The organism is Bradyrhizobium sp. MI1.11 (assembly GCF_055811255.1).
This window is the reverse complement of sequence record NZ_JBVVPM010000002.1, coordinates 296,574-322,428: the sequence shown is the minus strand read 5'-3', so window position 1 is coordinate 322,428 and position 25,855 is coordinate 296,574. Positions and strand designations below refer to the sequence as shown.

Sequence of the window (25,855 nt, the reverse complement as noted above, 5' to 3'; positions counted from 1 at the left end):
GCAATGATACGGCCGCTAGATTGGCGCGATTGAGGTTGAGGTGCGGATCATGCGGATTTTGCTCGTCGAGGACGAGGCCGAAATGGCGGACGCGCTGGCGTCGGCGCTGAAGCGCTACGATATGGTGGTCGACCACGCCCCAACGCTCGCCGAGGCGGAAGAGGCCATTTCTGCCGACGTCCACGCCGCCGTCCTGCTCGATCGCCAGCTTCCCGATGGCGACGGTCTCACCCTGATCCCGAAACTGCGGGCGCGCGCCGACGGCGTGCCGATCATCGTGTTGACGGCGCGCGGCGAACTCGCCGATCGTGTCGCCGGACTGGACTGCGGGGCGGATGATTATCTGTCAAAGCCGTTCGCGGTGGAGGAATTACTGGCGCGGCTGCGCGCCGTGCTGCGCCGGCCCGCCGGGATGCAGCCCGACATCATGCACGCCGGCCGCCTCGCTTTCGATTTCGGCCATCGCGAGGCAAGCATCGACGGGGCTCCCCTCGATCTGCCGCGACGCGAGCTCCTCGTGCTGGAAGCCCTGGTCCGCCGCATGGGCCGAACCGTGCTGCGCTCGGCGCTGGAAGAAGCCGTCTACAGTTTCGACGACGAGATCCAGTCGAATGCGCTCGATACACACGTGTCGCGACTGCGCCGCAAACTCTCGGAAGCCGATGCGCGCGTGGAGATCCACGGCATCCGCGGCGTCGGCTATCTCTTGAAGAAGCTGCCATGAGCAAGCACCACGATCCCTATTGCCTGCGCTCGCGGCTGAGCTGGCGCCTGCTGTCGCTCCAGGCGGTGCTGCTCACGGCGCTCGTTGCCGTCATCGTCGGGGCGTTGAGCGCGTCGGGGTTCGCGATCGCCGGGCGCGACGAAGATCGCGTGATCGAAATCGTCCAGCGCGCGCTCGCGCGCGACGCGCAAGGCGACCTGGCCCTGCGATCGACGACCGAGCTGAAACAATTGCGCAGCGAGACCCCCGATCTCTGGTTCCTGGTCCGCGACAGGCAGGGGCATTCGCTCAGCGAAGGCGCCGTGCCGGCCGAGTTCGCCGCCATCGGCAGCAGCCTCGACCAGATCAGCCAGGCACGGCTCGGCTGGCAGCTATTGGAGGACGATCCGCGCAAGCCCCCGGCGCGGCTGAAGCGGGTCGACACCGACGCCGGCAATGTGCAAATCATCACGGCGACGCAAGGCAGGCTCACCGGCGCCAAGGCGTTGTTCATGACGTCGCTTGCACTGCTCGGCATCGCCCTGCCCGGACTGCTCCTCATGGGTACGGCGACCTTCATTGCCACACCGATGATCGTGCGGCGCGCCTTTAGGGGGATCGATGCGACGGCGGACCAGGCGCGGCGCATCGACATCCATCAACGCGGCGCGCGGCTGTCGCTGGACCGGATTCCGCTGGAGGTCATGCCGCTCGTGACCGCGGTCAACGACGCGCTGGCGCGGCTAGACCAAGGCTATGCCCGCCACAAGCGCTTCGTCGCCGATGCCGCACACGAGTTGCGCACGCCAATCGCAATCCTGAACACGCGGCTGGAGTCGCTTCCGGCGGGGCCGGAGAAGACCCGACTGCTGGAGGATGCCGCGCGGCTGGCTACGCTTGCCGAGCAACTGCTCGACATTCAGCGCCTCGACCGCTGCGGCCAGCCCTTCACGCGCGTCGACCTCGTCGCAATCGCGCAAAGCGCGGCCGCAGATCTCGCGCCGCTGGCCATTGCCGCCGGCTACGAGCTGGCGCTCGATGCCCCCGCCACGCCGGTCGAAACGATCGGCGATGCGGCGGCGCTGGAGCGCGCGCTGACCAACCTCGTGCAGAATGCGATCCAGCACGGCCCTCGCCGCGGCACCATCGGCATTCGTGTAACTAGGCCCGCGAGCATCGAGGTCACGGACGAAGGCGCCGGCATTCCGGCCGATCAGCGCGAACAGATATTCGAGCCATTCTATCGGCTGACGCCGCTCGATCGCGGTGCCGGCCTCGGCCTCAACATGGTGCGCGAGATCGTGCTCCTGCATGGCGGCCACATCTCGGTCGCGGACGGAGCGATCGGCGGCGCGTGCTTCAGGATATCGCTGCCGCCGGTCCGGGAGAATTGACGCAATCGGCATGCGACACGCAATGCTGTCGCAATGCACGCAAGCGATTGTTCGGCCGCCTCACCTCTGACCTGCGAGGCGCAACCAAGATGCCGGAGTGCGCATGCCCAACGATTTCCTCTCGTTCTTCCTGTCATGGATGTCAGCCCCGCGTCGCGTCGGCGCGATCGCGCCGTCAGGCGCGGCGCTGGCCGATCTCATCACCCGCGAGATCACCGCATCGACCGGCCCTGTTCTCGAGCTCGGCCCCGGCACCGGCGCGTTCACCTACAAGCTGCTCAAACGCGGCGTGCGCCAGCAGGACCTCACGCTGGTCGAATACGGCTCCGACTTCATGAAGCTGCTACAGATGCGTTTCCCCAACGCGCGCGTCTTGTGGATGGATGCGGGGCGGCTGGCAGCGGAACGCCTCTATGACGGCGCACCCGTCGGCGCGGTCGTGAGCGGCCTGCCGCTGCTCAACATGTCGACGCGCAAGGTCGTCTCGATCGTCGGTGGCGCGTTCAGTCATGTCCGCCCCGGCGGCGCGTTCTACCAGTTCACCTATGGCATGAGTTGCCCGATCCCGCGGCCCGTGCTCGACCGGCTAGGCTTGCGCGCAAAGCTGGTGGATCGTGCCCTGCTGAACGTGCCGCCGGCCGCCGTCTACAAGCTGACGCGACGACCGCAGATGAAGCTCGTCACGGGATCGCTTGCGCCTGATACGTCAATGCCGGCTGCGCCGGAGCCGATGCTTCTCGCACGTGACTGCACCGCCACGCCCTGAGCCGCTTACACCAGGCGGCTCTGCACCATCGCCGCACGAATGAACGACGCGAACAGCGGATGCGGCTCGAAGGGGCGCGACTTCAGTTCGGGATGGAACTGGACGCCGATGAACCAGGGGTGATCCTCGTACTCGACGATCTCCGGCAGCACGCCGTCGGGCGACAGGCCCGAGAATTTCAGCCCGTGCTGCTCGAGGCGATCCTTGTAGGCGGTGTTGACCTCGTAGCGATGGCGGTGGCGCTCAGAAATCTCGGTCGCGCCGCCATAGACCTCCGAGACGCGGCTGCCGCGATTGAGCGCTGCGGGATAGGCGCCCAAGCGCATCGTGCCGCCGAGATCGCCGGCGTTGGTGCGCTTCTCGAGCTCGTTGCCGCGCAGCCATTCCGTCATCAGGCCGACCAGGGGCTCCTTGGTCGGGCCGAACTCGGTGGAGTTGGCCTCCTCGATCCCGACGAGATTCCGAGCTGCCTCGATCACCGCCATCTGCATGCCGAAGCAGATGCCGAAATACGGCACGTCGCGCTCGCGCGCGAACTGCGCCGCGCGGATCTTGCCTTCGGCGCCGCGCTGGCCGAATCCACCAGGCACCAGAATGCCGTTGACGTGCTCGAGGAACGGCGCGGGATCTTCCTTCTCGAAGATCTCGCTTTCGATCCAGTCGAGATTCACCTTCACCTTGTTGGCGATGCCGCCATGCGAGAGCGCCTCGATCAGCGACTTATACGCATCCTTCATGCCGGTATACTTACCGACGATGGCGATGGTGACGTTGCCCTCGGGATTGCGAATGCGCTCGTTGATCTGCTGCCAGCTCCGCAGCTCCGGCGGAATCCGCGAGCCGATGCCGAAGGCGGCAAGCACTTCGTCGTCGAGGCCTGCGGCATGATAAGCCTGAGGGACAGCGTAGATGCTGTCGGCGTCGCGCGCCTCGATGACGGCGCTCTCGCGCACGTTACAGAACAGCCCGAGCTTGCGCCGTTCCTCCTTCGGGATCTCGCGATCGGTACGGCAGAGCAGGATGTCCGGCTGGATGCCGATCGAGCGCAGCTCCTTGACGGAGTGCTGCGTCGGCTTTGTCTTCAGCTCACCGGCGCTCGGGATGTAAGGCAGCAGCGTCAGATGAATGTAGATGGCGTGATCGCGCGGCAGCTCGTTCTTGAGCTGGCGGATCGCCTCGAAGAACGGCAGGCCCTCGATGTCGCCGACGGTGCCACCGATCTCGACCAGCACGAAGTCGTAATCGTCGTTGCCGTCGAGGACGAAATCCTTGATGGCGTTGGTGACATGCGGAACCACCTGGATGGTGGCGCCGAGATAATCGCCGCGCCGCTCCTTGGAGATGATGTCCTGGTAGATGCGCCCGGTCGTGATGTTGTCGGCCTTGGTCGCCGGGCGCCCGGTGAAGCGCTCGTAGTGGCCGAGATCGAGGTCGGTCTCCGCGCCGTCATCCGTCACGAACACTTCGCCGTGCTGATACGGCGACATCGTTCCGGGATCGAGGTTGAGATAGGGATCGAGCTTGCGGAGGCGGACCTTGTAGCCCCGGGCTTGCAACAGGGCACCGAGTGCCGCTGAAGCCAGACCCTTGCCGAGCGAAGAAACCACGCCGCCGGTGATGAATATGTACCGCGCCATGGGGCTTAACCTCTAATCCCTCGAATTCGATTCGCCAAAGCGATTCGTATTCCGCCCCAAACATTTTGCGGGGCTGTGGGTGAGCCAGAACTAAGAGTGGTGACAGAGCCTTGATGGGGATTGTTGATCCAGGACGGTAGAAGCCGCCCTGCATGGCCCCCCTGCTTTATTGCGAACGCGGTACTTGCGGGCCGCTCGGTGCCGGAGCCTGCTGCTGCTCGTCGGCCTTCTTCAGCGAATCCAGGATGCCGCCCGAGGTCGGCGGAGCGATCGGTCCGCCACCGGCCGGCTGGGTCTGCGACGCCGGCGCGCCGATGATCGACGACGGCTTGCGGTCGTAGCCGGCATACCAGGACAGGAACAGGCTGGTGAGGAAGAAGCCAACGGCCAAAATTGCGGTGGTCCGCGTCAAAAGGTTCGCGGTGCCGCGGCTCGACATGAAGCCTGCGCCACCTCCCATGCCGAGGCCCCCGCCTTCCGACTTCTGGAGCAGGACGGCGCCGATCATGACGGTGACGATCATGAGGTGAATGACGATGACAACAGTCTGCATAGTGTCCTTCCGTCACAAGCCGACAGCGCCGAGACGGCGGCCAATCGTGCTTCGCGGGTTTTCCTGAAGTTGCGCGGTGTTACACGATCGGAGGGGGCATTGCCACCCCCGATCCGCCGGGTCCTAAGGTTTGGAGTTAGCTAGGGACAGCCCTGCGCAATCGCAAGGAAATCGGCCGCCTTCAGGCTGGCTCCGCCGACCAGCGCGCCATTGACGTTCTTCACGGCCATCAGCTCCGCCGCGTTCGACGGCTTGACCGAGCCGCCATAGAGGATGCGCATCCCGGCGCCGTCGGCCTTGAACCGGGAGGTCAGGAATTCTCGGATAAACCCATGAATCTGCTCGGCATCCCGGGACGTCGGGGTCAGGCCGGTGCCGATTGCCCAGACCGGCTCATAGGCCACGACAAGATTGGCGGCGGTCGAGCCATCCGGCAGCGAGCCGGTGAGCTGGCCGCGCAGGATGTCCAGGGTCTGGCCAGCATCGCGCTGGCCCTGCGTCTCGCCGATGCAGACGATAGCCGTCGCCCCGGCGCGCCAGGCGGCCTCAGCCTTCTGCCGGATCAAGGCATCGCCCTCGCCGTGGTCGGCGCGGCGCTCGGAATGGCCGACGATGATCGCGGTCGCACCCGAATCCGCCAGCATTTCGGCGGCGATATCGCCGGTATGGGCGCCGGAGGACTTGGGGTGGCAATCCTGGGCCCCCACCGCGATCTTCGTGCCGCGCGCCTTCTCGGCAAAGGCAGCGATCAGGGTCGCCGGCGGGCAAACCAGCAGGTCGGCTTTGCCGGCCACCTCTGCCGCGCCATTGAGCATGGCGTCGAATTCGGCAGTCGAGGCCTTCAGGCCGTTCATTTTCCAGTTGCCGGCGATCAGGGGGCGGATGGCATCGGTCATGTCAAATTCCAGCGAAATTCGGTTTGTTCATGCGCTAGCAGAGGTCCCGTGGCAGTTCCAGAGTCCAGGGGCTTTTAACCGCAGGGATCGAAAGCCTGCTAGACCCGAGGTTGCGGGGGGAAAGCCACCACTTTATGATGATTGATCAATTTGGTGACGCGCTTTTGCGGAATCTGCATTAAGACGCGCTCCCGTTCCCCTCCTGCCAAACAAGTTGGACCAAATGCTTCGAGGAATGCGCAAGGCCTCATCAAACTGGCTCGGCAAGACCATTATGGCCGTTGTGATGGGCGTGCTGATCATCAGTTTCGGCGTTTGGGGCATTGCCGACATCTTCAAGGGCTTTGGGCAATCCACCGTGGCCAAGGTCGGCGGCACCGAGATTTCGTTGAACGAGTTCCGCCAGATTTACACCGATCGCCTCCAGCAGATCAGCCGCCAGTTCGGCCGGCCGCTGTCGCCTGAACAGGCGCGCGCCTTCGGCCTCGACCGTCAGGTGCTCCAGCAGACGATCGCGGAAGCTGCCCTCGACGAAGAGGCGCGCCGGCTCGGGCTCGGCCAGTCGGACGACCAGATCCGCCAGCTCATCATGAACGACCCGAACTTCAAGGGCGTCGGCGGCAACTTCGATCCGAACCGCTTCCAGTCCGTGATCCGCAATTTCGGCTACACCGAGCAGCGCTACGTCTCCGAGCAGCGCAAGGTCTCGCTGCGTCGGCAGATCACCGGCACCATCGGTGCCGGTATCGAGCCGCCGAAGGCGATGCTCGACGTGCTGACGCGCTTCCAGAACGAGCAGCGCGCCATTGAATTCGTCAGGCTCGACGCAGCCCAGGCAGGCACCATTGACGCGCCATCGCCCGAGGCGCTCGCCGCCTATTTCGAGGATCACAAGGTCCAGTTCCGCGCGCCCGAATATCGCAAGATCGCGTTCGTCGTGGTCTCGCCGGAGGAGATCGGCAAGTGGAGCGAGGTGTCGGACGAGGACGCCAAGAAAGCGTTCGAGCAGCGCAAGGATCGGCTCGGCACGCCGGAGAAGCGCCAGATCCAGCAGATCGTATTTCCCAACGCCGCCGAGGCGCAGGCCGCACGCGAGCGGCTCACCAGCGGGACGTCGTTCGAGGACCTCGGCAAGGAGCGCGGACTGAGCGCGTCCGACGTCGATCTCGGGCTCGTGACCAAATCCTCGCTCGATCCCGCAGTTGGAGACGCTGTCTTCGCGCTTCCCGCCGGTGAAATCAGCCAGCCCATCCAGGGCCGTCTCGGCACGTCGATCGTCAAGGTCGAAAAGATCGAGCCAGGCGTGGAGGCGAACTACGCGAGCGTTGCCGCCGACATCAAGCGCGAGATCGCCACCGAGCGAGCGCGCGTCAAGGTCGCCGATCTTCGCGACAAGATGGAAGACGAGCGCGGCGGCGGTGCCAGCGTGATCGACGCGGCGCAGAAGCTAGGCCTCACCGCCGTGACCATCGACGCCGTCGACCGTTCCGGCCGCGCCCCGAGCGGCCAGCCGGTCTCCGGCATTCCGCAGGGCCTCGACGTGGTGTCGCAGGCCTTCAACACCGATGTCGGCGTCGACAACGACTCGATCTCGTTCAAGGGCGGCTATGTCTGGTACGACGTGCTTGCCATCACGCCGTCGCGCGACCGCAATCTCGACGAGGTCCGCGACCAGGTCGAGGCGCGCTGGCGCCAGGACCAGATCGCGACCAAGCTGAAGGCCAAGGCGACCGAGATCGTGCAGAAGCTTGAATCTGGCGGCAAGCTCGCCGACGAAGCAGCCGCGATCGGCGCCAAGGTCGAGACCGCCAGCGGCTTCAAGCGCGACGACTCGCCCGCCAGCGTGCCCGCAACCGTCGTGTCGGCCGCCTTCCGCGTCGGCAAGGACGGCGTCGGGCAGACGGCAGTGACCGGCGGCACCGAGGTGATCGTGTTCCGCGTCACTGAGATCATCGATCCCACGGTCGATGCCGGGTCCGAGGCGATCAAGAAGCTGAAGGACACTCTCGACCGCGCGCAGACCGAGGAGCAGGTCGCTTCCTACGTCAACAAGCTTGAAACCGACATCGGGACCACCATTAATCAGGCCGCCTTCGCGCAGGTGACCGGCGCGAACCAGTGAGTTGAAAGCACGCGATGGACGACCTGAAATCGATCATTGGAAAAGTGGCGACCGGCGCCAGCCTGTCGCGTGACGAAGCGGCGTCCGCCTTCGACGCCCTGATGTCCGGCGAAGCCACGCCTTCGCAGATGGGCGGCCTCTTGATGGCGCTGCGGGTGCGCGGCGAGACCGTCGACGAGATCACCGGCGCGGTCATGGCAATGCGCTCCAAGATGCTGACCGTGGCGGCACCGCCCGAGGCCGTCGACATCGTCGGCACCGGCGGCGACGGCTCCGGCTCGGTCAACGTCTCGACCTGTGCCTCCTTCATCGTCTCGGGCACAGGCCTGCCGGTCGCCAAACACGGCAACCGCGCGCTGTCGTCGCGCTCGGGCACCGCCGACGTGCTGGCCTCGCTCGGGGTGAAGATCGATCTGAGGCCCGAGCAGGTCGGTCGCTGCGTGCGCGAATGCGGCATCGGCTTCATGTTCGCCCCCGCCCATCATCCCGCCATGAAGAACGTCGGCCCGACCCGGGTGGAGCTTGCCACGCGCACGATTTTCAATCTGCTCGGGCCGCTGACCAACCCAGCCGGCGTGAAGCGGCAGATGGTCGGCGTGTTCTCCCGGCAATGGGTGCAGCCGCTGGCGCAAGTGCTCAAGAACCTCGGCTCCGAATCCGCCTGGGTCGTGCACGGTTCCGATGGCCTCGACGAGATCACCCTCACCGGCCCGACCTTCGTCTCCGCGCTCCACAATGGCGAGATCCGGAATTTCGAGGTGACACCGGAGGACGCGGGCCTGCCGCGCTGCGAGGCCGGTGCACTCAAAGGCGGCGACGCCGACGCCAACGCTATCGCCTTGCAGGGCGTGCTCGACGGCAAGCCGAGCCCCTACCGTGACGTCGCGCTGATCAACGCCGCTGCCGCATTGGTCGTGGCCGGGCGTGCCAGGGATCTCAAGGAAGGTGTCGTGATCGGCGCAAAATCACTCGACAGCGGAGCGGCGCGCGCGCGGCTGAAACATCTGATCGCGGTCTCTAACGACTGAGCCTGACATGTCGGACATCTTGACCAAGATCGAAGCCTACAAGCGCGAGGAAATCGCTGCGGCCAAGCGCGCGCAGCCGCTGTCGGCGGTGGAGGCGAAGGCCAGGGCGCAACCAGCACCGCGCGGCTTCCTGCGCGCGATCAGGGCCAAGCACGCCAATGGCGACTTCGCGCTGATCGCGGAGGTGAAGAAGGCCTCGCCGTCAAAGGGCCTGATCCGCGCCGATTTCGATCCGCCGTTGCTTGCCAGGGCCTATGAGGCCGGGGGCGCTGCCTGCCTGTCGGTGCTGACGGACACGCCCTCGTTCCAGGGCCATCTCGACTTCATGGTGGCGGGCCGCGCGGCAACGTCACTGCCGGTGCTGCGCAAGGATTTCATGTTCGACACTTATCAGGTGGCGGAGGCCCGCGCGCACGGCGCCGACTGCATCCTGATCATCATGGCGGCGCTCGATGATGCCACGGCCAAAGAGCTCGAGGACGCCGCCATCGCCTATGGCATGGACGTACTGATCGAGATCCACGACCGCGCCGAGCTTGACCGCGCGCTGAAGCTGCGTTCGCCGATGATCGGCGTCAACAATCGCAATTTGCGCACCTTCGAAACCACGCTTGCGACCAGCGAAACATTGGCTCCGCTGATCCCCGGCGACCGGCTGATGGTCGGCGAGAGCGGCATCTTCACGCCCGCCGATCTCGCCCGGCTCGAGCGCGTCGGCATGTCGACCTTCCTGGTCGGCGAGAGCCTGATGCGGCAAGCCGACGTTACCGCTGCGACGCGCACACTGCTGGCGCGCGAGACCGCGCGCGCCACAGGCACGAACTGATGGCGCGTCAGCCCGCAAAGGCCAAACCGACCAAGACCGGCCCTGCCCTCACCCATATCGGCGCTTCCGGCGAGGCGCGGATGGTTGACGTGTCGGACAAGCCCGCGAGCGAGCGGCTCGCGGTCGCGGAAGGACGCGTCATCATGACCAGGGCGACGCTTGACCTGATCGTGTCCGGCAACGCCAAGAAGGGCGACGTGCTCGGCACCGCCCGCATCGCCGGCATCATGGCCGCCAAGCGCACCGCGGAGCTGATCCCGCTCTGCCATCCGCTCGCGCTGTCGAAGGTGACGGTCGAAATCGAGCCCGACGCAAAGCTGCCGGGCTGCCTCGTCCGCGCCAGCGTGAAGGTCACGGGACCGACCGGCGTCGAGATGGAAGCGCTCACCGCCGTCTCGGTCGCCTGCCTCACCATCTACGACATGATCAAGGCGGTGGAACGCGGCGTGCGCATCGAAGGCATCCATCTGGTCGAGAAGCTCGGCGGCAAGTCCGGCCATTACCGCGTCTGATTGCGGCTAATCTATTTCGCCTCGCGCTGCCGCTCGCGATAGGCACGCGTCTTCATCCGATTGCCGCACAGCGTCGACATGCACCACCGCCGCGTCGATGGCTTCGACCGATCGAAGAACACCCGCCGGCATTCCTCAGAGGCGCACATCTTCAACCGGTCCAACGTTCCCACAAGCGTTGCGTTGTGCAACTCAATGGCGATAGCCGACAGGCCGGCGAGCGCATCGTCGCGCATCGCCGATAATACTGCGCCGCAGCCAACCCGCGCCTCCACCCGCAACGGAAACGCCGCGAGCGCGTCACCGAGCGCGCCGAGAACCTCCTTGTTCCGGCGCCGCTCGGCCGGCTCGCATTGCAGATAGGCGCGTAGCGCTTCGCGCAGCCGCAGCGCGGTCGCGAACATTGCGGGCGTGATGCGCCCGCCGCCGAGGCCGCGCTCCTGCATCCAGTCCGCGAGCTGCTTCATCCCGGCAAGTTCGTCGCTCTGCGGGTGCTCCACCCCGAAATGCGAGAAGTGGCGAACATCGAGCGTGTTGGCGAAATCGTAGATGTTCGCCAACGCGTCAGGAACCTGGAACTTGCGTGACTCTTTCGACATCGGAATACCCGGAGAATTGGAACACCAGTAAAACACATTTACCGGTTGACAGCAACAGACACCGGTATATTTATTATACAGGTGTCTGCATCTCATCGAAATCGAGCGAGGTTGCGATGACAAAATGGAGAACGCCATGGCCGAAGCCCCGCACTATCTCGAACTCATCGAGCTTGCTGCACGCCTCGAGGCGCGCGAAATCTCCGCGTTGGAGGTGACGCGCGCGCAACTCGACCGTATCGACGCCCTGGACCATGAACTCGGCAGCTACGTTCACGTGATGCCGGAAACGGCTATCGCCGAGGCGGAGGCCGCGGACGCTGAGATCGCAAATGGCCAGTATCGGGGCCCCCTGCATGGCGTGCCGATTGCGCTGAAGGATCTGTTTTGGACCAAGGGCATTCCGACGGCGGCCGGCACCACGCTTCATCGCGATTTCCGTCCTGGTGAAGATGCGACCGTCACGCGCAGGATCAGGGATGCAGGCGGTGTGGTGCTCGGCAAGTTGCAGCTCACCGAGGGCGCCTATTCCGATCACCACCCGCTGGTGACGCCACCGAGAAATCCATGGAATCCGGATTACTGGCCGGGTATCTCGTCCAGCGGCTCGGCGGTCGCGACGGCCGCCGGACTTTGCTTCGGCTCACTTGGCTCCGACACCGGTGGCTCGATCCGCTGGCCCTGCGCCGCCAACGGCCTGACCGGGCTGAAGCCGAGCTGGGGCCGCGTCAGCCGCCACGGCACGTTCGAGCTGGCCGCGACGCTCGACCATATCGGACCGATCGGCCGCAGCGCGGTCGATGCCGGCGTACTGCTTGGGGTCATCGCCGGACACGACCCGAACGACCCGACGTCGCTGCTCAATCCGGTGCCTGACTATCTTGCCGCGGCCGCACGGGACGTGCGGGGCCTGCGGATCGGTGTCGACGCTGCCTGGAACGGCGAGGACGTGGACGTTGCGACACAGCACGTGTTGGCGGATGCCATCGATGCTTTTCGTGCGCTTGGCGCCCACACCGTCAACGTCAGATTTCCCGACGTAGAACAGGCGATCGCCGACTGGACCCCTAATTGTGCGGTGGAAGCTGCGGTCGCGCACGAGGCGACCTATCCTGTCCGCAAGAATGAGTATGGCCCAATCCTCGGCTCGCTGCTCGAGGCTGGTCGCGCGCTCTCCGGTCTCGATTATCAGAAGATCCTGCTGCGGCGGCTGGCACTGCGCGGCCAGGTGACAGCACTGTTCGAGACCATCGACCTGCTGCTGATCCCGGTCCACCCTTTCGCGCCGTTGACGCTGGCCATGATCCGGACGCTCGGCGAGCAGCCGGATCTGATCGCGAAGCTGCAGCGCTACACCTGCCCGTTCGACATGACCGGTCATCCCACGATCACGCTACCAGGTGGTGCATCGGCGGACGGACTGCCGATCGCGTTCCAGCTTGTCGCCGCCCATCTCGACGAGGCCACGCTGGTTCGCGCTGGCGCTGCATTCCAGCGTGTCACGTCGTGGCATCGTCGCCATCCTTCCCTCACCTCGCGGAGGCAGCATTGACCATTCCATTCAATCCCGTAGGTCGAAGCATTTTCCACGGCTGGTTCGTGGTCGCGGCGGCATTTGCCGTGATGTTCGTCGGCTTTGGTTCTGTCTACACCTTCAGCGCATTTCTGGAGCCGCTCCAGCGCGATTTCGGCGCCTCCCGTGGTTCAATCTCGCTGGTGTTCTCGATTGCCGGCTTTCTGTACTTCGCTCTCGGACTCGTCAGCGGTCCCCTCGCCGACCGGCTCGGTTCGCGTCCACTGGCCGTAGCGGGCATGGTCCTAATGGCGGTTGGACTTGCGGCCGCGAGCGCTGCACGTTCCCTCGTGGAGGTCTATCTCGCCTACGGGCTCGGTGTCGGCCTCGGCGTCGGCTGCGCCTATGTTCCGGCAATCGGCGCGGTGCAACGCTGGTTCGTCAAGCGCCGCGGCTTTGCCTCTGGGCTCGCGGTGAGCGGCATCGGGCTCGGCACGCTGGCAATGCCGCCGCTCGCCTCCTTGCTGATCGCATCGATGGGCTGGCGCGGCGCCTATCTGGCGCTGGGCGCGATTGCGCTGGTGCTGGGCGGCGGGATGTCGATGCTCATCGAGAACGATCCGAAGGACCGCGGCCTCCGGCCCGACGGCGATCCGCCTTGCGACGCGGCGGACACGGTCAACGCCGGCGGCGCCTCGGTGCGCGAGGCGGTCCGGTCGACGCGTTTTGTCGCCCTTTACGCATCGTGTCTGGTCTGCTCGTTCGGCGCCTTCGTTCCATTCGTTCATCTCGTGCCTTACGCGCGCGACCACGGTGTCGCGGCGTCCTCTGCCGTGCTGCTGCTGGGCGTGATCGGGGCCGGCAGCACCGCTGGTCGCTTCTTTCTCGGCGCGATCGCCGACCGGATGGGCCGCGATCGCTCTCTGATCATGGTCATGATCGGAATGGCGTTCGCGATGGCGATCTGGGCCATTGCCGCTGATGTCCGGACCCTCGCCGCTTTTGCCTTCATTTACGGCGTGTTCTACGGCGGCTGGGTCGCGGTGCTGCCCGCCGTGGTCATGGACTATTTTGGCGGACGCAACGTCAGCGGAATCATCGGCATTCTCTACACCAGCGTGGCGTTCGGGACATTGGTTGGTCCGAGTGCGGCCGGCTTCGCCTACGACCTCAATCACAGCTATACTTTGCCGATCCTGATCAGCGCCGCCGCGAACATCGTCGCGGCACTGATCGTGTTGGCGATACTGGCGCGCAGCGAAACCCGGCCGATCAGCGCAACGACGCGCTGATCGCCCCGAATTTTGAATTGAGCTTGCTGCCCAGGCCGTTCACCACGGCAATGATCGCAAGCGCGATGCCGGCGGCGATCAGCGCGATGGTCGGCAGAAATTGTCCGGCCGCGCGGAAGCTTCCGACAATGCTGCACGTCTCGCGTCCCGCATATTGATTGCTTTTGCGAGCGTCCGTTCACGGCGCATTAACCCAGCTTGCTAACTTCGCCTCCACTCCGTTCCCGTAAACCGACGGATGTTCCCGGGGCCAAGAATTGACCCTGACGTGTGCACCACAACGATCGATCATGATGACGGGATTCGGCAGTCGCCTTTTTGACCAGGCCTTCGTGCGCAGCGGACCGATCCGCTGGCTGGTGGTGGGCGGCACGCTGCTGATCGCTGCGATCGCGGTCGGCGCGACCCTGATGGCGCAGAATTTCCGCGAACGTGCGCTGCGCAGCTCCGGCCGCGAGCTGGAAAACACCGTGCTGATGCTGGCCCATCATTTCGACCAGCAATTGCAGGATTTCGCAGTCATCCAGAAGGATTTCGTCGACTACGTCCGCGCGAGCGGCATCACCAGTGCGGCGGACTATCGCAAGCGCCTCGCCGGCCAGGACCTCCACCGGATGCTGCGCTCGAAGATCGATGCACTACCCCACATAGGCGGCCTCAATATCATCGATGCCGAAGGCAATTTGATCAATTCGTCGACGGCATGGCCGGCCCCGAACGTGAACGTTGCCGATCGCGCCTATTTTCGCACCTTCCGGTACGATCCCGATGCTCCCGACGTCCTGATCGAGCCACTCTACAGTCGCATCTCCGGCGCCTGGACCATGCTGATCGTGCGCAAGGTCGTCGGACCGAACGGCGAATTCTTGGGTGCGGTCGGACGCGGCATCGAGCCGGCAAATTTCGAAAAGTTCTTCGAGTCCGCCGTGCTCGGCGAAAGCACGACGATCTCGATGCTGCACCGGGACGGCACGATGCTCGCCCGTTATCCCCATTCCAGCGAATTGATGGGGCGGAATTTCAAGAACGGTCCGTTCGCGCATCAAAGGGTTTTCGGGCTCGACCATTTTGCCGGCCGCTTCATGAGCCCCGTCGACGGCGAGGACCGGCTGATTTCCTCACACGCCCTGCCTCACTTCCCGATCCTGATGATGGCCACCACGACGCGCGCGACGGCCCTGACGGACTGGCGCGAGCAGATCGGCATCCTGATCTCGGTCGCCGCCTCTTCCGCGCTCGCCATCGCGGGCGTGCTGATCGCGATCATACGCAAGCTCCTGGAGCAGCATCGTCTTTCGCGGGAACGGCTGACGCTGGAAAAGCAGCGTCTCGACCGCGCCGTCAACAACATGACCCAGGGCCTGCTGCTGTTCGACGCATCGCAGCAGCTCGTGATCTGCAATCAGCGCTACATCGAGATGTACGGGCTGTCGTCCGAAATCGTGAGACCCGGCTGCAGCTTCCACGATATCATTGCGCACCGCAGAGCCACCGGCTCGTTCACCGGCGATGTGGACCAGTATGTCGCACGGGTCCTGCGCGACGTCCACGTGCGCAATTCCATGGTAGTCGAGACCTCCGACGGTCGCTCGATCCAGATCGTCAACGAACCGCTCACGGACGGCGGCTGGGTCGCGACGCATGAGGACATCACGGAGCGCCGGCGTATCGAGGAGCGCATCACCCATCTCGCTCACTACGACGCGCTGACCGACCTGCCCAACCGCACCATGTTCCACGAGCATCTACGTCAGGAACTCGATCTCGTCGCCGGGGGCGAACAACTCGCGGTGCACTACATCGATATCGACGAGTTCAAGGGCGTCAACGACGCGCTCGGGCATCTCATCGGCGACGAGCTCCTGAAGTCAGTCGCGCAGAGCCTCCACCGGTGTGCGGGTCCGACAGACTTCGTGGCGCGCCTCGGCGGCGACGAATTTGCCATCATCCAGAGCGCGGTGACATCGCTGGATCAGGTCAACGAGCTCGTCGCGCGGGTGTTTGAGGCCATCCGCGCGCCGTTCGACTGCATGGGACATCATCTTGCCACCGACGCCAGCATCGGCATCGCGCTGGCGCCGCAACATGGAACGGCGCTGGACCAGATCCTGAAGAACGCGGATATGGCGATGTACGCCGCTAAAGCCGCCGGGCGCCGCACTTATCGCTTTTTCGAGCCTGAGATGGACGCCAAGATCCACGAGCGGCGGCAGCTCGAGATCGACCTGCGCCGCGCCATCGCTCAAGGCGGGCTCGAAGGCGGCCTCGAGGTGTATTACCAGCCTTGCCTCAGCCTGAAGGACGACCGCATCACCGGCTGCGAGGCGCTGGTGCGCTGGCGCCATCCCGAACGCGGCATGGTCTCGCCGGCCGAGTTCATCCCGATCGCCGAGGACACCGGCCTGATCAACGAGATCGGCGAATGGGTGCTGGCGACCGCCTGCCGGGACGCAGCGAACTGGCCCGACGACGTCCGCCTCGCCGTCAACGTCTCGCCGGTGCAGTTCAAGAGCGGCACGCTGGCGCTGAAGATCATGGCAGCGCTTGCCGCCTCCAATTTGCCGGCAAGCCGGCTCGAGCTTGAGATCACCGAGGCGGTGCTGATCCGCGACGACGACACCGCGCTTGCGATCCTGCATCAACTCCGCGCCATCGGCGTCCGCATCGCGCTCGACGATTTCGGCACCGGCTACTCCTCGCTGAGCTATCTGCACCGCTTCCCGTTCGACAAGATCAAGATCGACCGCTGCTTCGTCAACGACATCGCCGGCCCCGACGGCTCCTCCAGCATCGTGCAGGCGGTCGTCAATCTCGCGGCTGCCCGCCGCATGACCACCACGGCCGAGGGTGTCGAGACCGAGGAGCAGCAGCGGTTGCTGCGCGCGCTCGGCTGCTCCGAGATGCAGGGCTATCTGTTCAGCGCCGCCAAACCCGCCGACAAAGTGCTGGAGCTGTTCGCAGCTCATCGCGGCCGTCTCGCCCAGCGCGGCGGCAACGAAGGCCGCCGCCGGGAGGCAAGCTAGGGCCTGGACTCACACAGGCGCAATTGTCGGCTCGGGAGGCCAAGCAGAAACATCGGCGGACGGCCAAACGGCGGTGGCGCCCCTAGAAATTAAAGACCATTCGGTCTATATATCGGCAATGCCCCGCCAAACCCCTGTGCAGTTGCCCCGTGGCCGTCCCCGAAGTTTCGACATGGAATCCGCCGTCGAACGCGCGATGGATGTGTTCTGGTCCCGCGGCTATCACGCCACGGCGCTACCGGACCTTCTTCGTGCGACGAAGCTCTCGCGGGGCAGCCTCTACGCCGCTTTCGGCGACAAGCACTCGCTGTTCCTGCTTGCGCTTGATCGCTACATTGCCATTGCCTTGACACGGATGGATATCGAACTCGACCCCCGCAGGGAGCCGATCGACGGCCTAAGGGCCTACCTTGCCGGCTATGTTGACCGCAACAGCGGTGCCAATGGTCGGCGCGGATGCCTGTTGGTAGCCACAGCCATGGAACTGGCTGGCCGTGATGCCGAAATTGATCGTCGCATCGGGAGCTTTTTCAAAGCTATGGAGGCTCGGGTGGCTGGTGCACTTTCCCGTGCGAAGGCAGCGGGCAAGCTGGCCGATGGTGTCGAGCCTTCGAGTGCCGCCCGAATTCTCGTCTGTTTCGTCGAGGGCCTGCGGGTGGTCGGTAAAACGGCACCGACACGGATCATTTCGCAAGCCACCGTTGACGCTTTTCTCGACCGCTTCATCAGGTAGACAACCATGGACGTTTCCGCTGCTCGCACGCCTATATCTAGACCGAACGGTCTTGAAAAGAACGATACCATGTCCGGCTTTCAGATCGTCTGCGCGGTGGTCGTCCCCTTGCTCTGGGGTTATCAATTCGTGGCCATCAAAGTGGGCGTTATGGAGTTTCCACCCCTCTTCTTCCTCGCGCTGCGCTTCCTGGCCATCGCGCTGCTGCTTGTTCCCTTCGTCAAAAGGCCCGCACGTCAACAGTTTGGCCCGATCGCAGCGATTTCGTTTTTCCTTGGCGGACTGAACTTCGGGCTCTTCTATGTTGGCCTCGGCCTCGGCTCGGGAAGCATGTCGGCCGTCGCAATTCAACTCGCCACGCCCTTCACCGTCCTGCTGGCCTGGCCGCTGCTCGCGGAGCGGCCGTCTCTCACCACGTCCGCTGGAGTGGTGCTTGCATTTGTCGGCGTGGTCGTGCTGGCAGCGGGGCCCGGCCCGTCCGCAAACGCGCTTCCACTGCTGCTCGTGGTCGGGGCAGCCTTCGCATTCGCGGTGTCCAATGTCCTGACGAAACGCTACGGCCCTTTTGATCCCCTGATGTTGATGGGATGGTCCTCGCTGTTCACGGTGCCGCAGGTCATGTTGATGTCGCTGCTCCTTGAACATGGACAACTCGCGAGCCTCGTCACTGCAGATGGACGTGGTTGGCTGGCACTCGCCTATACGATTTTCATCGGGGGAATTGTCGGATTTGGCCTGTGGTTCTGGCTGATCGGGCGTTGCTCCATGGGTCGCGTCGCGCCCTTCGGTTTGCTGCTTCCGGTGTTCGCCTTGATGTCGAGCGTGTTGTTTCTTGGCGAACGCATGACCCCAATGTTGATGATCGGCGGGCTGCTCGCGATCTCCGGCGTCGCTGTCACTCAGCTAAGACCGAGCGCTCGACCAATTTGAACTTGGAAGTCGCGTCGTTGGCAGATTCTCAGCACGCGGCTGACCTTGTTAACGCAGCCGCTGGAGCTGCGGGTCCATCCCCGCGACGAAGTGCTGGTCGAGCGCGACCGCGCCCTGCGCTGGGCCGAGCGCGATGGCTGCTACGAGGCCACCCTTGCGGCCATGAATCCCAGCTGAGACGGCGTCCAAAACGAAATCGCCCGGGAGCGGTCAACCACGCCCGGGCGATCGATCTCTGGAACTGGCGAGGGCCTAGTTCGGCACCGCAGCCCTCGACGCCGGCTTGGCGGCCACCGCATTCGCGGTTTGGCCGTGCAGGAAGTCGTAGGCCGTATGCAGGGCCTTGTCGTCTTTCGCTTCCGGCGGGACATAGGACTGCGACCCGGTCTGCTCGGTGCCGTCGGCTGCCTGGAGATGACCGCGCATCTGGGACTCCGCCATGGTGTCCATCCGGCCCTTCAGCTCGGCCGGCACGTCCTGGAGGATCTCGATGTCGGGCGCGATGCCCTGGGCCTGGATCGAGCGGCCCGAGGGCGTGTAGTAGCGCGCCGTGGTCAGCGCCAGCGCGCCGTTGCCGGTGCCGAGCGGAATGATGGTCTGCACCGAGCCCTTGCCGAACGAGCGCGTGCCGATCAGCGTGGCGCGCTTGTGGTCATGCAGCGCGCCGGCCACGATCTCCGAGGCCGAGGCCGAGCCGCCATTGACGAGAACCACCAGCGGCTTGCCCTTGGTGAGGTCGCCTCCATGCGCCGTGAAGCGCTGGGTCTCTTCCGGATTGCGGCCGCGGGTCGAGACGACCTCGCCACGCTGCAGGAACGCGCTCGACACCGACACGGCCTGATCGAGCAGTCCGCCCGGATTGTTGCGCAGGTCCATCACATAGCCGACCAGCTTCTCCGGCGGAACGTCCTTGGAGATCGATGCGATCGCCTTCTTCAGGCCATCGGTCGTCTGCTCGTTGAACGAGGTGACGCGGATATAGCCGATGTCGCCGTTCTCGACGTGGAAGCGCACCGGGCGCACATGGATGATCTCGCGCTTGATCGCGACGTCGAGCGGGGCGTCGGCGCCCTTGCGCACGATCGTGAGCTTGGTCTGGGTCTCGACCGGCCCCTTCATCTTGTTGACGGCCTGCTCGAGCGTCATGCCCTGCACCGCATCGCCGTCGATCTTGCTGATGAGGTCGCCCGACATGATGCCGGCTTTAGACGCCGGCGTGTCGTCGATCGGCGAGACGACCTTGACGAGACCGTCCTCCATCGTGACCTCGATGCCGAGCCCGCCGAACTCGCCGGAGGTGGTCTCCTGCATCTCGGTCCAGGCCTTGTCGTTCATGTAGCGCGAGTGCGGATCGAGCGAGGTCACCATGCCGGTGATCGCGCCTTCGATCAGCTTGGCATTGTCAGGCTTCTCGACGTAGCTCGCCTTCACCCGCTCGAACACTTCGCCGAACAAATTGAGCTTGGAATAGGCGTCATCCGCGCTCGCTGCCGCCCGTGCCGCCCATACGCCGCCGTGCGGACTGGCTACCAGAAGGGTCAGACACGCTCCGGTGAGCGCGCCCAGTGGAAACAGCAGGGTTTTCCGCATGGATAGGCTGGCCTTTTTGCTTCGCGGTTCGGTGGGGCTGGGGAGCCGCCATGCAAATGGCGATCCAGCCTGCTTCTCACAATACCATTCTGGTTTCTTCAAGGCCGGGATGCCACGCCGGCGGGTACACCGTAAAAATCCCTTCGTCCGGACCTAAACTTTCGGCAACGTTGCAGGACCCGGTTGGTGCGCAGCGGGGGTCGGCCGGCCGGCCCACGCCTCGCTGCCATGCCATTTTAGGATGGTTTTGGCGCCCCGGACGGGTTAGGCGATGAGGGAAGGCTTCAAATTCTCGGGAGGATAACAATGAACGAAGCACCCCGCATCCAACCGGAAAGGAACGTCGAGCTCGGCGCCAGCACCGAGCCGTTCCAGAATCTGCATGAATTCGTCCGGAAAGCCCGCGCCAACCTCAACCAGAATGCCTGGGATTATATCGTCGGCGCGGCCGAGACCGAGACCACGATGCGTCGCAACCGCATGGCACTGGACGAGATCGCCTTTCGCCCGCGCGTGCTGCGCGATGTCCGCAAGGTCACCGGCTCGGTCGAGCAGTTCGGCCGCAAGATGCGCCTGCCGGTGGTACTCGCCCCCGTCGGCGCGCTTGAGATCTTCGATCCGGATGGTGCGGCGAGCGTGGCACGCGCCTGCGGCACTTTCGGTGCGGCGCACATGCTCAGTTCCGTGTCCGAGCCCGGCCTCGAGAAGACCGCCGAAGCTGCGCCCGACGCGCTGCGCCTCTACCAGCTCTATGTGCGCGGCGACGACGCCTTCGTTGCCGACGTCGTCAGCCGGGCCGAGAAGAACGCCTACGCCGCCTTCTGCCTGACCGTCGACACCGCTCACTACAGCCGTCGCGAACGTGACATCGCCAAGCGCTACGTTCGCGAGAGCCGCCTGCGCGCCACCGGCGGCGATTACCAGAAGGGTCTGGAGTGGCGGACGGTGAAGATGATCAAGGACAAGTTCAAGATCCCGCTGATCCTCAAGGGCATCGCGACGCCAGAGGATGCGCTGATCGCGATCGATCACGGCGTCGAATGGATTTACGTCTCCAACCATGGCGGCCGTCAGCTCGATCACGGTCGCGGCGCCATGCATGTGCTGCCCGAGATCGTCGATGCCGTGAACGGCCGCGCCAAGATCATGGTCGATGGCGGCGTCTGTCGCGGCACCGACATCGTCAAGGCGATCGCGGCGGGTGCCGACCTGGTCGGCATCGGCCGGCTACAATGCTGGGCGCTGGCGGCGGCCGGCGAATCCGGCGTGGCGCGCATGCTGGAGCTGCTCGAGGACGAAGTGCTGCGCTGCCTCGGCCTCTTGGGTGCGACGTCGTTCGCCGAGCTCGACAAATCCTGCCTGCACCAGGCGACCGCAACCAACGCGCCGAGTGTGTTCAGCGCGTTTCCGCTGTTCGACCACGAGCCATATCGATACTGAGTGAAAGGATGCAGGTGACATCGCTCTCTCCCGGCAGCGCGGATGCGCTCCTGTTCGATCTCGGCCGCGTGGTGCTCGATATCGATTTCTCCAGGGCAATCGCCTGCTGGGCGGGACATGCCGGCTGCAAGCCCGAAGCCATTGTCGCGCGCTATGTGCGGGACAGCGAAGCCTATCGGTTGCACGAGATGGGGAAGATCAGCGATGAGGATTATTTCGCCTCATTGCGAGCCTCGCTCGGAATCGGCATTTCGGACGCGCAGTTCCTGGAAGGCTGGAACGCGATCTTCGCCGGCGAAATGCCTGACATCGCCGAGCTGCTGCCGCGGGCAGCGAAGCAGATGCCGCTCTACGCTTTCTCCAACACCAACCGGCCGCACGTGGACCATTTCTCGAGGGAATATGCCGACCTCCTCGGCCATTTCCGCGAGCTGTATTTGTCGTCCAGCATCGGCTTGCGCAAACCGGATGCGGAGGCCTTCGACCACGTCGTTGCGGCGATCGGCGTGCCCGCCGGGCGCATCGTGTTCTTCGATGATCTTGCCGAAAACATCGAGGGAGCGCGGGCGCGCGGCTTGACGGCGGTGCATGTGACCTCGCCGCGTGACGTCGGGAACGCATTGAAGGCATTGGGCATTTGACGAGGAGTCGGTGTCGCGAAACCCACGGCGGCACCGCCCGCCGGGACCAATTTTGAGAAATTGAGGAACCCGATCACTTTGTGCATTTTTGTACAGAGTTCCGGGAACGGAATACCGCCTTCCGGACTCTTAGAGTCCGTTGGGACTTCTACGGACGGATGCATCATCGTGCTGGGCAAAACCTACCTCACCAAGCAGGCCTCTCTTCTTCTTGAATTCGCCAGGACAACTTCAGATTCGGACCTTTCCGCCAAGCTTGTGAGCAAGGCCGCCGACCTGAAATCCCAGGCCGATCCGCTGCCCGACAAAGACCAGGGAGCCAAGGCGCCCGACGTAACTCCCGGGCAGGCAGGGAGCTGATCGATGCAGCCCGGGGCGCTCGTCGTTCTCGCCTTGCCGTGATTTTCCTTGCCGTGATTTTCGTCGCTTCCATGGCCGCTCTCCTGCCGATTTGTCAGGTTCTTCGCATCATGCCGCGACGCGCTTGATCCTGCCTTCCGGAACAATGTGAAGCGGCGGGATGACTGTGCCCGCTCAGCGGTTTTTGCCTCTGCGCCCGCGCTCGGCTAGAAGACGTGCGGAACATTCGCCCGAACGTGCCGAGCAGGAGTTTTCGCCGTGGCCTTGATGCCGGTTTCCGACGCGCTTGCCGCGGTGCTGGCGGGTGCAGAGCCGCTGCCGGAAGAAATGATTTCCCTCGACGAGGCCCATCATCGCGTGCTCGCGCGTGACCTCGCGGCGCGGCGCACGCAGCCGCCGCAGGCGATGTCGGCGATGGACGGCTACGCGGTGCGCGCGGCCGATGCCGCGACGATCGATTCGGAGCTCACCGTGGTCGGCGAAGTCGCGGCGGGCCGACCGTTCGCCGGGACGATCGGCGCCGGCGAGGCCGTACGGATCTTCACCGGCGGCGTCGTTCCCGGTGGCGCGGACGCCGTCGTGATCCAGGAGGACACGGTCGCCGCCGGCAAGCGGATCATGATCAAGGAAGCCGCGATCGCCGGTCGGCACATCCGCCCCGCCGGCGTCGATTTCCGCGAGGGTGACGTGCTCCTGCGCAAGGGAAGCCGTGTCACCGAGCGCGACCTCGCGCTCGCTGCCGGGATGAATCATCCGCACCTTGTCGTTTTCAGGCGTCCAAAGGTCGCGATTCTCGCCACCGGCGACGAGCTGGTGATGCCAGGCACCACGCCAGGCCACGGCCAGATCGTCTATTCCAACGGCTACGCCCTGCACGCGCTCGCCCGCAGCGAAGGCGCCGAGACGATCGACCTCGGTATTGCCGCCGACACGCTGGAGGCGACCACCGCCGGCATCCGCCGCGCCCGCGAGAGCGGCGCCGACATCCTGATCACGACCGGCGGCGCATCGGTCGGCGACCACGATCTGGTCCAGCAGGCACTGCGGGACGAAGGCATCGCGATGGCGTTCTGGAAGATCGCGATGCGGCCAGGCAAGCCGATGATGCACGGGCGACTCGGCGCAATGGGTGTGATCGGCCTGCCGGGCAATCCCGTGTCGTCCTACGTGTGCGCTTTCCTGTTCATGGTGCCGCTGATTCGCGCCCTGTCGGGCCGTTCAGTGATTCACCATCGCCGCGAACGCGCCGTGCTCGGCCGCGGCGTCGGCGCCAACGACCAGCGCGAGGACTATCTGCGCGCGCATCTGGAGGAGCGTGACGACGGCACACGCGTCGTTCTTCCCGTCAATCATCAGGACTCTTCGCTGCTTGCGAATCTCGCTGCAGCACAGGTACTTCTCGTGCGCGCACCATTCGCGCCGAAGGCCGAAGCCGGCACGGCTTGCGAAGTGTTGCGGCTCCCCGTCTGAGCACCCCGCAACGCGCGTTCCGCGAAGTTTGCTCTGTTCACGGTAAATTAAGCAGTTGCGGAACATGTATCGAACATATAGTGTCCGTTCATGATTTGTTTCGAGCATGTAGCGGCTTATTGCCGAATTCTGCGTCTCGGAATCGGACGACATCAACCGGGGGACTTTGGTCGAGATGTTAACGCGCAAACAATACGAGCTTCTGCGGTTCATCAGTGAACGTCTGAAGGAAAGCGGCGTGCCGCCCTCCTTCGACGAGATGAAGGATGCGCTCGATCTGCGCTCGAAGTCGGGCATCCATCGCCTGATCACGGCGCTCGAGGAGCGTGGCTTCATCCGACGCCTGCCCAACCGCGCCCGTGCGATTGAAGTCATCAAGCTGCCGGAGCTCCAGGCAGCCGCCGGCAGCCGCCGCGGCTTCACCCCCAGCGTCATCGAGGGCAATCTCGGCAAGGTGCGTGCGGGCTCCAGCCTGCCCGCGGACGAGGGCGAACGCCCCGTGGCGGTACCGGTGATGGGCCGCATCGCGGCCGGCACGCCGATCGAGGCGTTGCAGACACGCAGCCACACCATCAGCGTACCGCCCGACATGCTCGGCTCGGGCGAACATTACGCGCTGGAAGTGCGCGGTGATTCCATGGTTGATGCCGGCATCCTTGACGGCGACATGGCGCTGATTCAGCGCAACGAGAGCGCCGATACCGGCGACATCGTGGTGGCGCTGATCGACGACGAGGAAGCGACGCTGAAGCGCTTCCGCCGTCGCGGCGCCTCGATCGCGCTCGAGCCCGCCAACGCTGCCTATGAGGTCCGCATCCTGCCGCCCAATCGGGTGAAGATTCAGGGCAAGCTGATCGGGCTTTACCGGAAGTACTGATACCGGACGTACTTGATACCTGGAGAAGTTGGCGCCTCGCGCGCTTCCGATCGGCATCGCCGGTCAGAGATTGGAGCGGATCATCGTCCGCTCCGGCTGGATAGTCTTTCTGGTTCTGCACAGACTATCCGGCCCCTCCTCCGGCGCTGGCTACTCGCGACGCCCAAGAAGCAGCACCGAAACAGCACCGCTTCGCGGCTCGAGTGTGCGAGGAAACAGCGAGCAGCGATCGAGGTCGTTGCACCAGCCGGCAATATTCGCGCATGCGCCTCCCGAATGCATCGCAACTCTCTTTGTTCCTATTGAATTCGGGAAAGATAATGTGATCGCGGCTTGCGGAAACCAGCCGCAGATTTGCCCACAACCGAGCAGAGCTTTCGTGCTTCAACTCTGATAGAGGCCTGCGCCTCGATAAGAGACGTGGGTTGCTATCCCAGCATGAGGAGCACCCGATGTGTGACTACAGCCTGCATGCCGTCGCGTCGCGCCCCGCCGAAGTCGGCGAGACGATCGTCACGACAAATTTCCGCGGCACCTCGACGCGCGGCTTCGCCTCCGCAGCCGATCCGTCTGTTGCCGTCTGCCTGCTGCCGGGAACGGAGCTCGCCTTCGCAGACGACGTCCGCTACGACAATCGCTGGATCTGGACGCGGACCATCAATTCCCGCGTGGGCAAGTTCGGCAAGATCGATCCGCACGTTCCCGACCGCCATCATGACGCGATCGAATTCCCCGACGGCAAATTTGTGCTGGTGACGCAGCTCGTCGAAGGCCAGCGCGCGACCGTGCTGCAACTGCCTGTGACCCAGTCGGTCATCGAGCGCGAGCACAAGGCGCAGATCATCGCCGACAGGCAGCCGACCGTCACGCACCTGCCGATCGGCTGAAACAGCCGCCCTCCGGCTACGAGGTCGGAGGTCAGGATTGAATTGCCATCGCCGGCCGTGGCC

At 64.7% G+C, this 25,855-nt stretch carries 25 protein-coding genes; 19 read left to right on the top strand and 6 right to left on the bottom strand.

Going from position 1 to position 25,855, the window contains the following annotated elements; all coding sequences use genetic code 11:
• Window positions 1-49 precede the first annotated feature (49 nt).
• From AC0L30_RS03425 to AC0L30_RS03415, 3 genes are all read left to right on the top strand, one after another.
• A complete protein-coding gene (locus AC0L30_RS03425; protein ID WP_473403757.1) occupies window positions 50-724 on the top strand; it encodes a response regulator transcription factor in 675 nt (224 codons plus the stop codon).
• The gene (locus AC0L30_RS03420) at window positions 721-2,097 is read left to right on the top strand and encodes a sensor histidine kinase (RefSeq protein ID WP_473403756.1); all 1,377 of its coding nucleotides are present in this window, start codon (window positions 721-723) and stop codon (window positions 2,095-2,097) included. Before AC0L30_RS03425 ends, AC0L30_RS03420 begins: the two co-directional genes overlap by 4 nt.
• Before the next feature lie 103 nt (window positions 2,098-2,200).
• Window positions 2,201-2,863 carry a class I SAM-dependent methyltransferase gene (locus AC0L30_RS03415; RefSeq protein ID WP_219682174.1) on the top strand — a complete coding sequence of 221 codons (663 nt, stop codon included), beginning with the start codon at window positions 2,201-2,203 and terminating at the stop codon, window positions 2,861-2,863.
• A 5-nt stretch (window positions 2,864-2,868) separates the two neighbouring features.
• Here the strand turns inward: AC0L30_RS03415 and AC0L30_RS03410 are convergent, their stop codons facing one another.
• The 3 genes from AC0L30_RS03410 to tpiA form a co-directional block, all read right to left on the bottom strand.
• Window positions 2,869-4,500: a CTP synthase gene (locus tag AC0L30_RS03410; RefSeq protein ID WP_007590604.1), complete on the bottom strand. Its 1,632-nt coding sequence runs from the start codon at window positions 4,498-4,500 to the stop codon at window positions 2,869-2,871.
• A gap of 166 nt (window positions 4,501-4,666) precedes the next feature.
• Window positions 4,667-5,053, bottom strand: coding sequence for a preprotein translocase subunit SecG (secG, locus tag AC0L30_RS03405; RefSeq protein WP_007590603.1), 387 nt, complete (start codon window positions 5,051-5,053; stop codon window positions 4,667-4,669).
• A 140-nt stretch (window positions 5,054-5,193) separates the two neighbouring features.
• Window positions 5,194-5,949, bottom strand: coding sequence for a triose-phosphate isomerase (gene tpiA, locus AC0L30_RS03400; protein ID WP_473403755.1), 756 nt, complete (start codon window positions 5,947-5,949; stop codon window positions 5,194-5,196).
• 223 nt (window positions 5,950-6,172) lie between these two features.
• Between tpiA and AC0L30_RS03395 the strand changes: the two genes are divergently transcribed.
• From AC0L30_RS03395 to moaC, 4 genes are read left to right on the top strand one after another with little or no spacing between them, the layout of a single operon-like run.
• Entirely contained in the window at window positions 6,173-8,071 is a 1,899-nt protein-coding gene (locus tag AC0L30_RS03395; RefSeq protein WP_219682177.1) for a peptidylprolyl isomerase, read from the top strand.
• Window positions 8,072-8,085: 14 nt separating this feature from the next.
• Window positions 8,086-9,099, top strand: a complete 1,014-nt coding sequence (gene trpD / locus AC0L30_RS03390; RefSeq protein WP_007590600.1) for an anthranilate phosphoribosyltransferase — start codon at window positions 8,086-8,088, stop codon at window positions 9,097-9,099.
• Window positions 9,100-9,106: 7 nt separating this feature from the next.
• A complete protein-coding gene (gene trpC / locus AC0L30_RS03385) occupies window positions 9,107-9,925 on the top strand; it encodes an indole-3-glycerol phosphate synthase TrpC (RefSeq protein ID WP_473403754.1) in 819 nt (272 codons plus the stop codon).
• Window positions 9,925-10,437: a cyclic pyranopterin monophosphate synthase MoaC gene (gene moaC, locus AC0L30_RS03380; protein ID WP_473403753.1), complete on the top strand. Its 513-nt coding sequence runs from the start codon at window positions 9,925-9,927 to the stop codon at window positions 10,435-10,437. Before trpC ends, moaC begins: the two co-directional genes overlap by 1 nt.
• An 11-nt stretch (window positions 10,438-10,448) precedes the next feature.
• On the opposite strand, the gene AC0L30_RS03375 is transcribed toward moaC, so the two are convergent.
• A complete protein-coding gene (locus tag AC0L30_RS03375) occupies window positions 10,449-11,174 on the bottom strand; it encodes a CGNR zinc finger domain-containing protein (protein WP_473403752.1) in 726 nt (241 codons plus the stop codon).
• On the opposite strand from AC0L30_RS03375, the gene AC0L30_RS03370 reads away from it, so the two are divergent.
• Entirely contained in the window at window positions 11,173-12,588 is a 1,416-nt protein-coding gene (locus tag AC0L30_RS03370; protein ID WP_473403751.1) for an amidase, read from the top strand. The genes AC0L30_RS03375 and AC0L30_RS03370 overlap by 2 nt on opposite strands.
• Entirely contained in the window at window positions 12,585-13,841 is a 1,257-nt protein-coding gene (locus AC0L30_RS03365; RefSeq protein WP_007590594.1) for an MFS transporter, read from the top strand. The genes AC0L30_RS03370 and AC0L30_RS03365 overlap by 4 nt, the downstream gene beginning before the upstream one ends.
• On the opposite strand, the gene AC0L30_RS03360 is transcribed toward AC0L30_RS03365, so the two are convergent.
• Window positions 13,822-13,938, bottom strand: a complete 117-nt coding sequence (locus tag AC0L30_RS03360; protein WP_245286067.1) for a Flp family type IVb pilin — start codon at window positions 13,936-13,938, stop codon at window positions 13,822-13,824. The two genes, AC0L30_RS03365 and AC0L30_RS03360, sit on opposite strands and share 20 nt — an antisense overlap.
• A 193-nt stretch (window positions 13,939-14,131) precedes the next feature.
• Between AC0L30_RS03360 and AC0L30_RS03355 the strand changes: the two genes are divergently transcribed.
• The 4 genes from AC0L30_RS03355 to AC0L30_RS03340 all read left to right on the top strand — a co-directional run bounded on the left by AC0L30_RS03355 (window position 14,132) and on the right by AC0L30_RS03340 (window position 18,704).
• Window positions 14,132-16,864 carry a bifunctional diguanylate cyclase/phosphodiesterase gene (locus AC0L30_RS03355; protein WP_473403750.1) on the top strand — a complete coding sequence of 911 codons (2,733 nt, stop codon included), beginning with the start codon at window positions 14,132-14,134 and terminating at the stop codon, window positions 16,862-16,864.
• Between the two features lie 172 nt (window positions 16,865-17,036).
• Window positions 17,037-17,597, top strand: coding sequence for a TetR/AcrR family transcriptional regulator (locus AC0L30_RS03350; protein ID WP_245285849.1), 561 nt, complete (start codon window positions 17,037-17,039; stop codon window positions 17,595-17,597).
• A 69-nt stretch (window positions 17,598-17,666) separates the two neighbouring features.
• Complete coding sequence (locus AC0L30_RS03345) at window positions 17,667-18,527, top strand: DMT family transporter (RefSeq protein WP_035992605.1); 861 nt, start codon at window positions 17,667-17,669, stop codon at window positions 18,525-18,527.
• A 45-nt stretch (window positions 18,528-18,572) separates the two neighbouring features.
• A complete protein-coding gene (locus tag AC0L30_RS03340; protein ID WP_256375787.1) occupies window positions 18,573-18,704 on the top strand; it encodes a hypothetical protein in 132 nt (43 codons plus the stop codon).
• 75 nt (window positions 18,705-18,779) lie between these two features.
• Here AC0L30_RS03340 and AC0L30_RS03335 read toward each other — a convergent pair whose 3' ends face one another.
• A complete protein-coding gene (locus AC0L30_RS03335; RefSeq protein WP_007590590.1) occupies window positions 18,780-20,117 on the bottom strand; it encodes a S41 family peptidase in 1,338 nt (445 codons plus the stop codon).
• 306 nt (window positions 20,118-20,423) lie between these two features.
• Here AC0L30_RS03335 and AC0L30_RS03330 point away from each other — a divergent pair, with 306 nt between their 5' ends.
• From AC0L30_RS03330 to AC0L30_RS03305, 6 genes are all read left to right on the top strand, one after another.
• Window positions 20,424-21,557, top strand: a complete 1,134-nt coding sequence (locus tag AC0L30_RS03330; RefSeq protein ID WP_354128689.1) for an alpha-hydroxy acid oxidase — start codon at window positions 20,424-20,426, stop codon at window positions 21,555-21,557.
• Window positions 21,558-21,565: 8 nt separating this feature from the next.
• Complete coding sequence (locus AC0L30_RS03325; RefSeq protein ID WP_007590587.1) at window positions 21,566-22,198, top strand: HAD family hydrolase; 633 nt, start codon at window positions 21,566-21,568, stop codon at window positions 22,196-22,198.
• Window positions 22,199-22,366: 168 nt separating this feature from the next.
• Window positions 22,367-22,558 (top strand): hypothetical protein, encoded by a 192-nt coding sequence (locus AC0L30_RS03320; protein WP_007590586.1) that lies wholly within the window; start codon window positions 22,367-22,369, stop codon window positions 22,556-22,558.
• 258 nt (window positions 22,559-22,816) lie between these two features.
• Entirely contained in the window at window positions 22,817-24,028 is a 1,212-nt protein-coding gene (locus AC0L30_RS03315; protein WP_219682183.1) for a molybdopterin molybdotransferase MoeA, read from the top strand.
• A gap of 175 nt (window positions 24,029-24,203) precedes the next feature.
• A complete protein-coding gene (lexA, locus tag AC0L30_RS03310; protein WP_007590583.1) occupies window positions 24,204-24,905 on the top strand; it encodes a transcriptional repressor LexA in 702 nt (233 codons plus the stop codon).
• A 452-nt stretch (window positions 24,906-25,357) separates the two neighbouring features.
• Window positions 25,358-25,792 (top strand): hypothetical protein, encoded by a 435-nt coding sequence (locus tag AC0L30_RS03305; protein WP_007590582.1) that lies wholly within the window; start codon window positions 25,358-25,360, stop codon window positions 25,790-25,792.
• Window positions 25,793-25,855 lie beyond the last annotated feature (63 nt).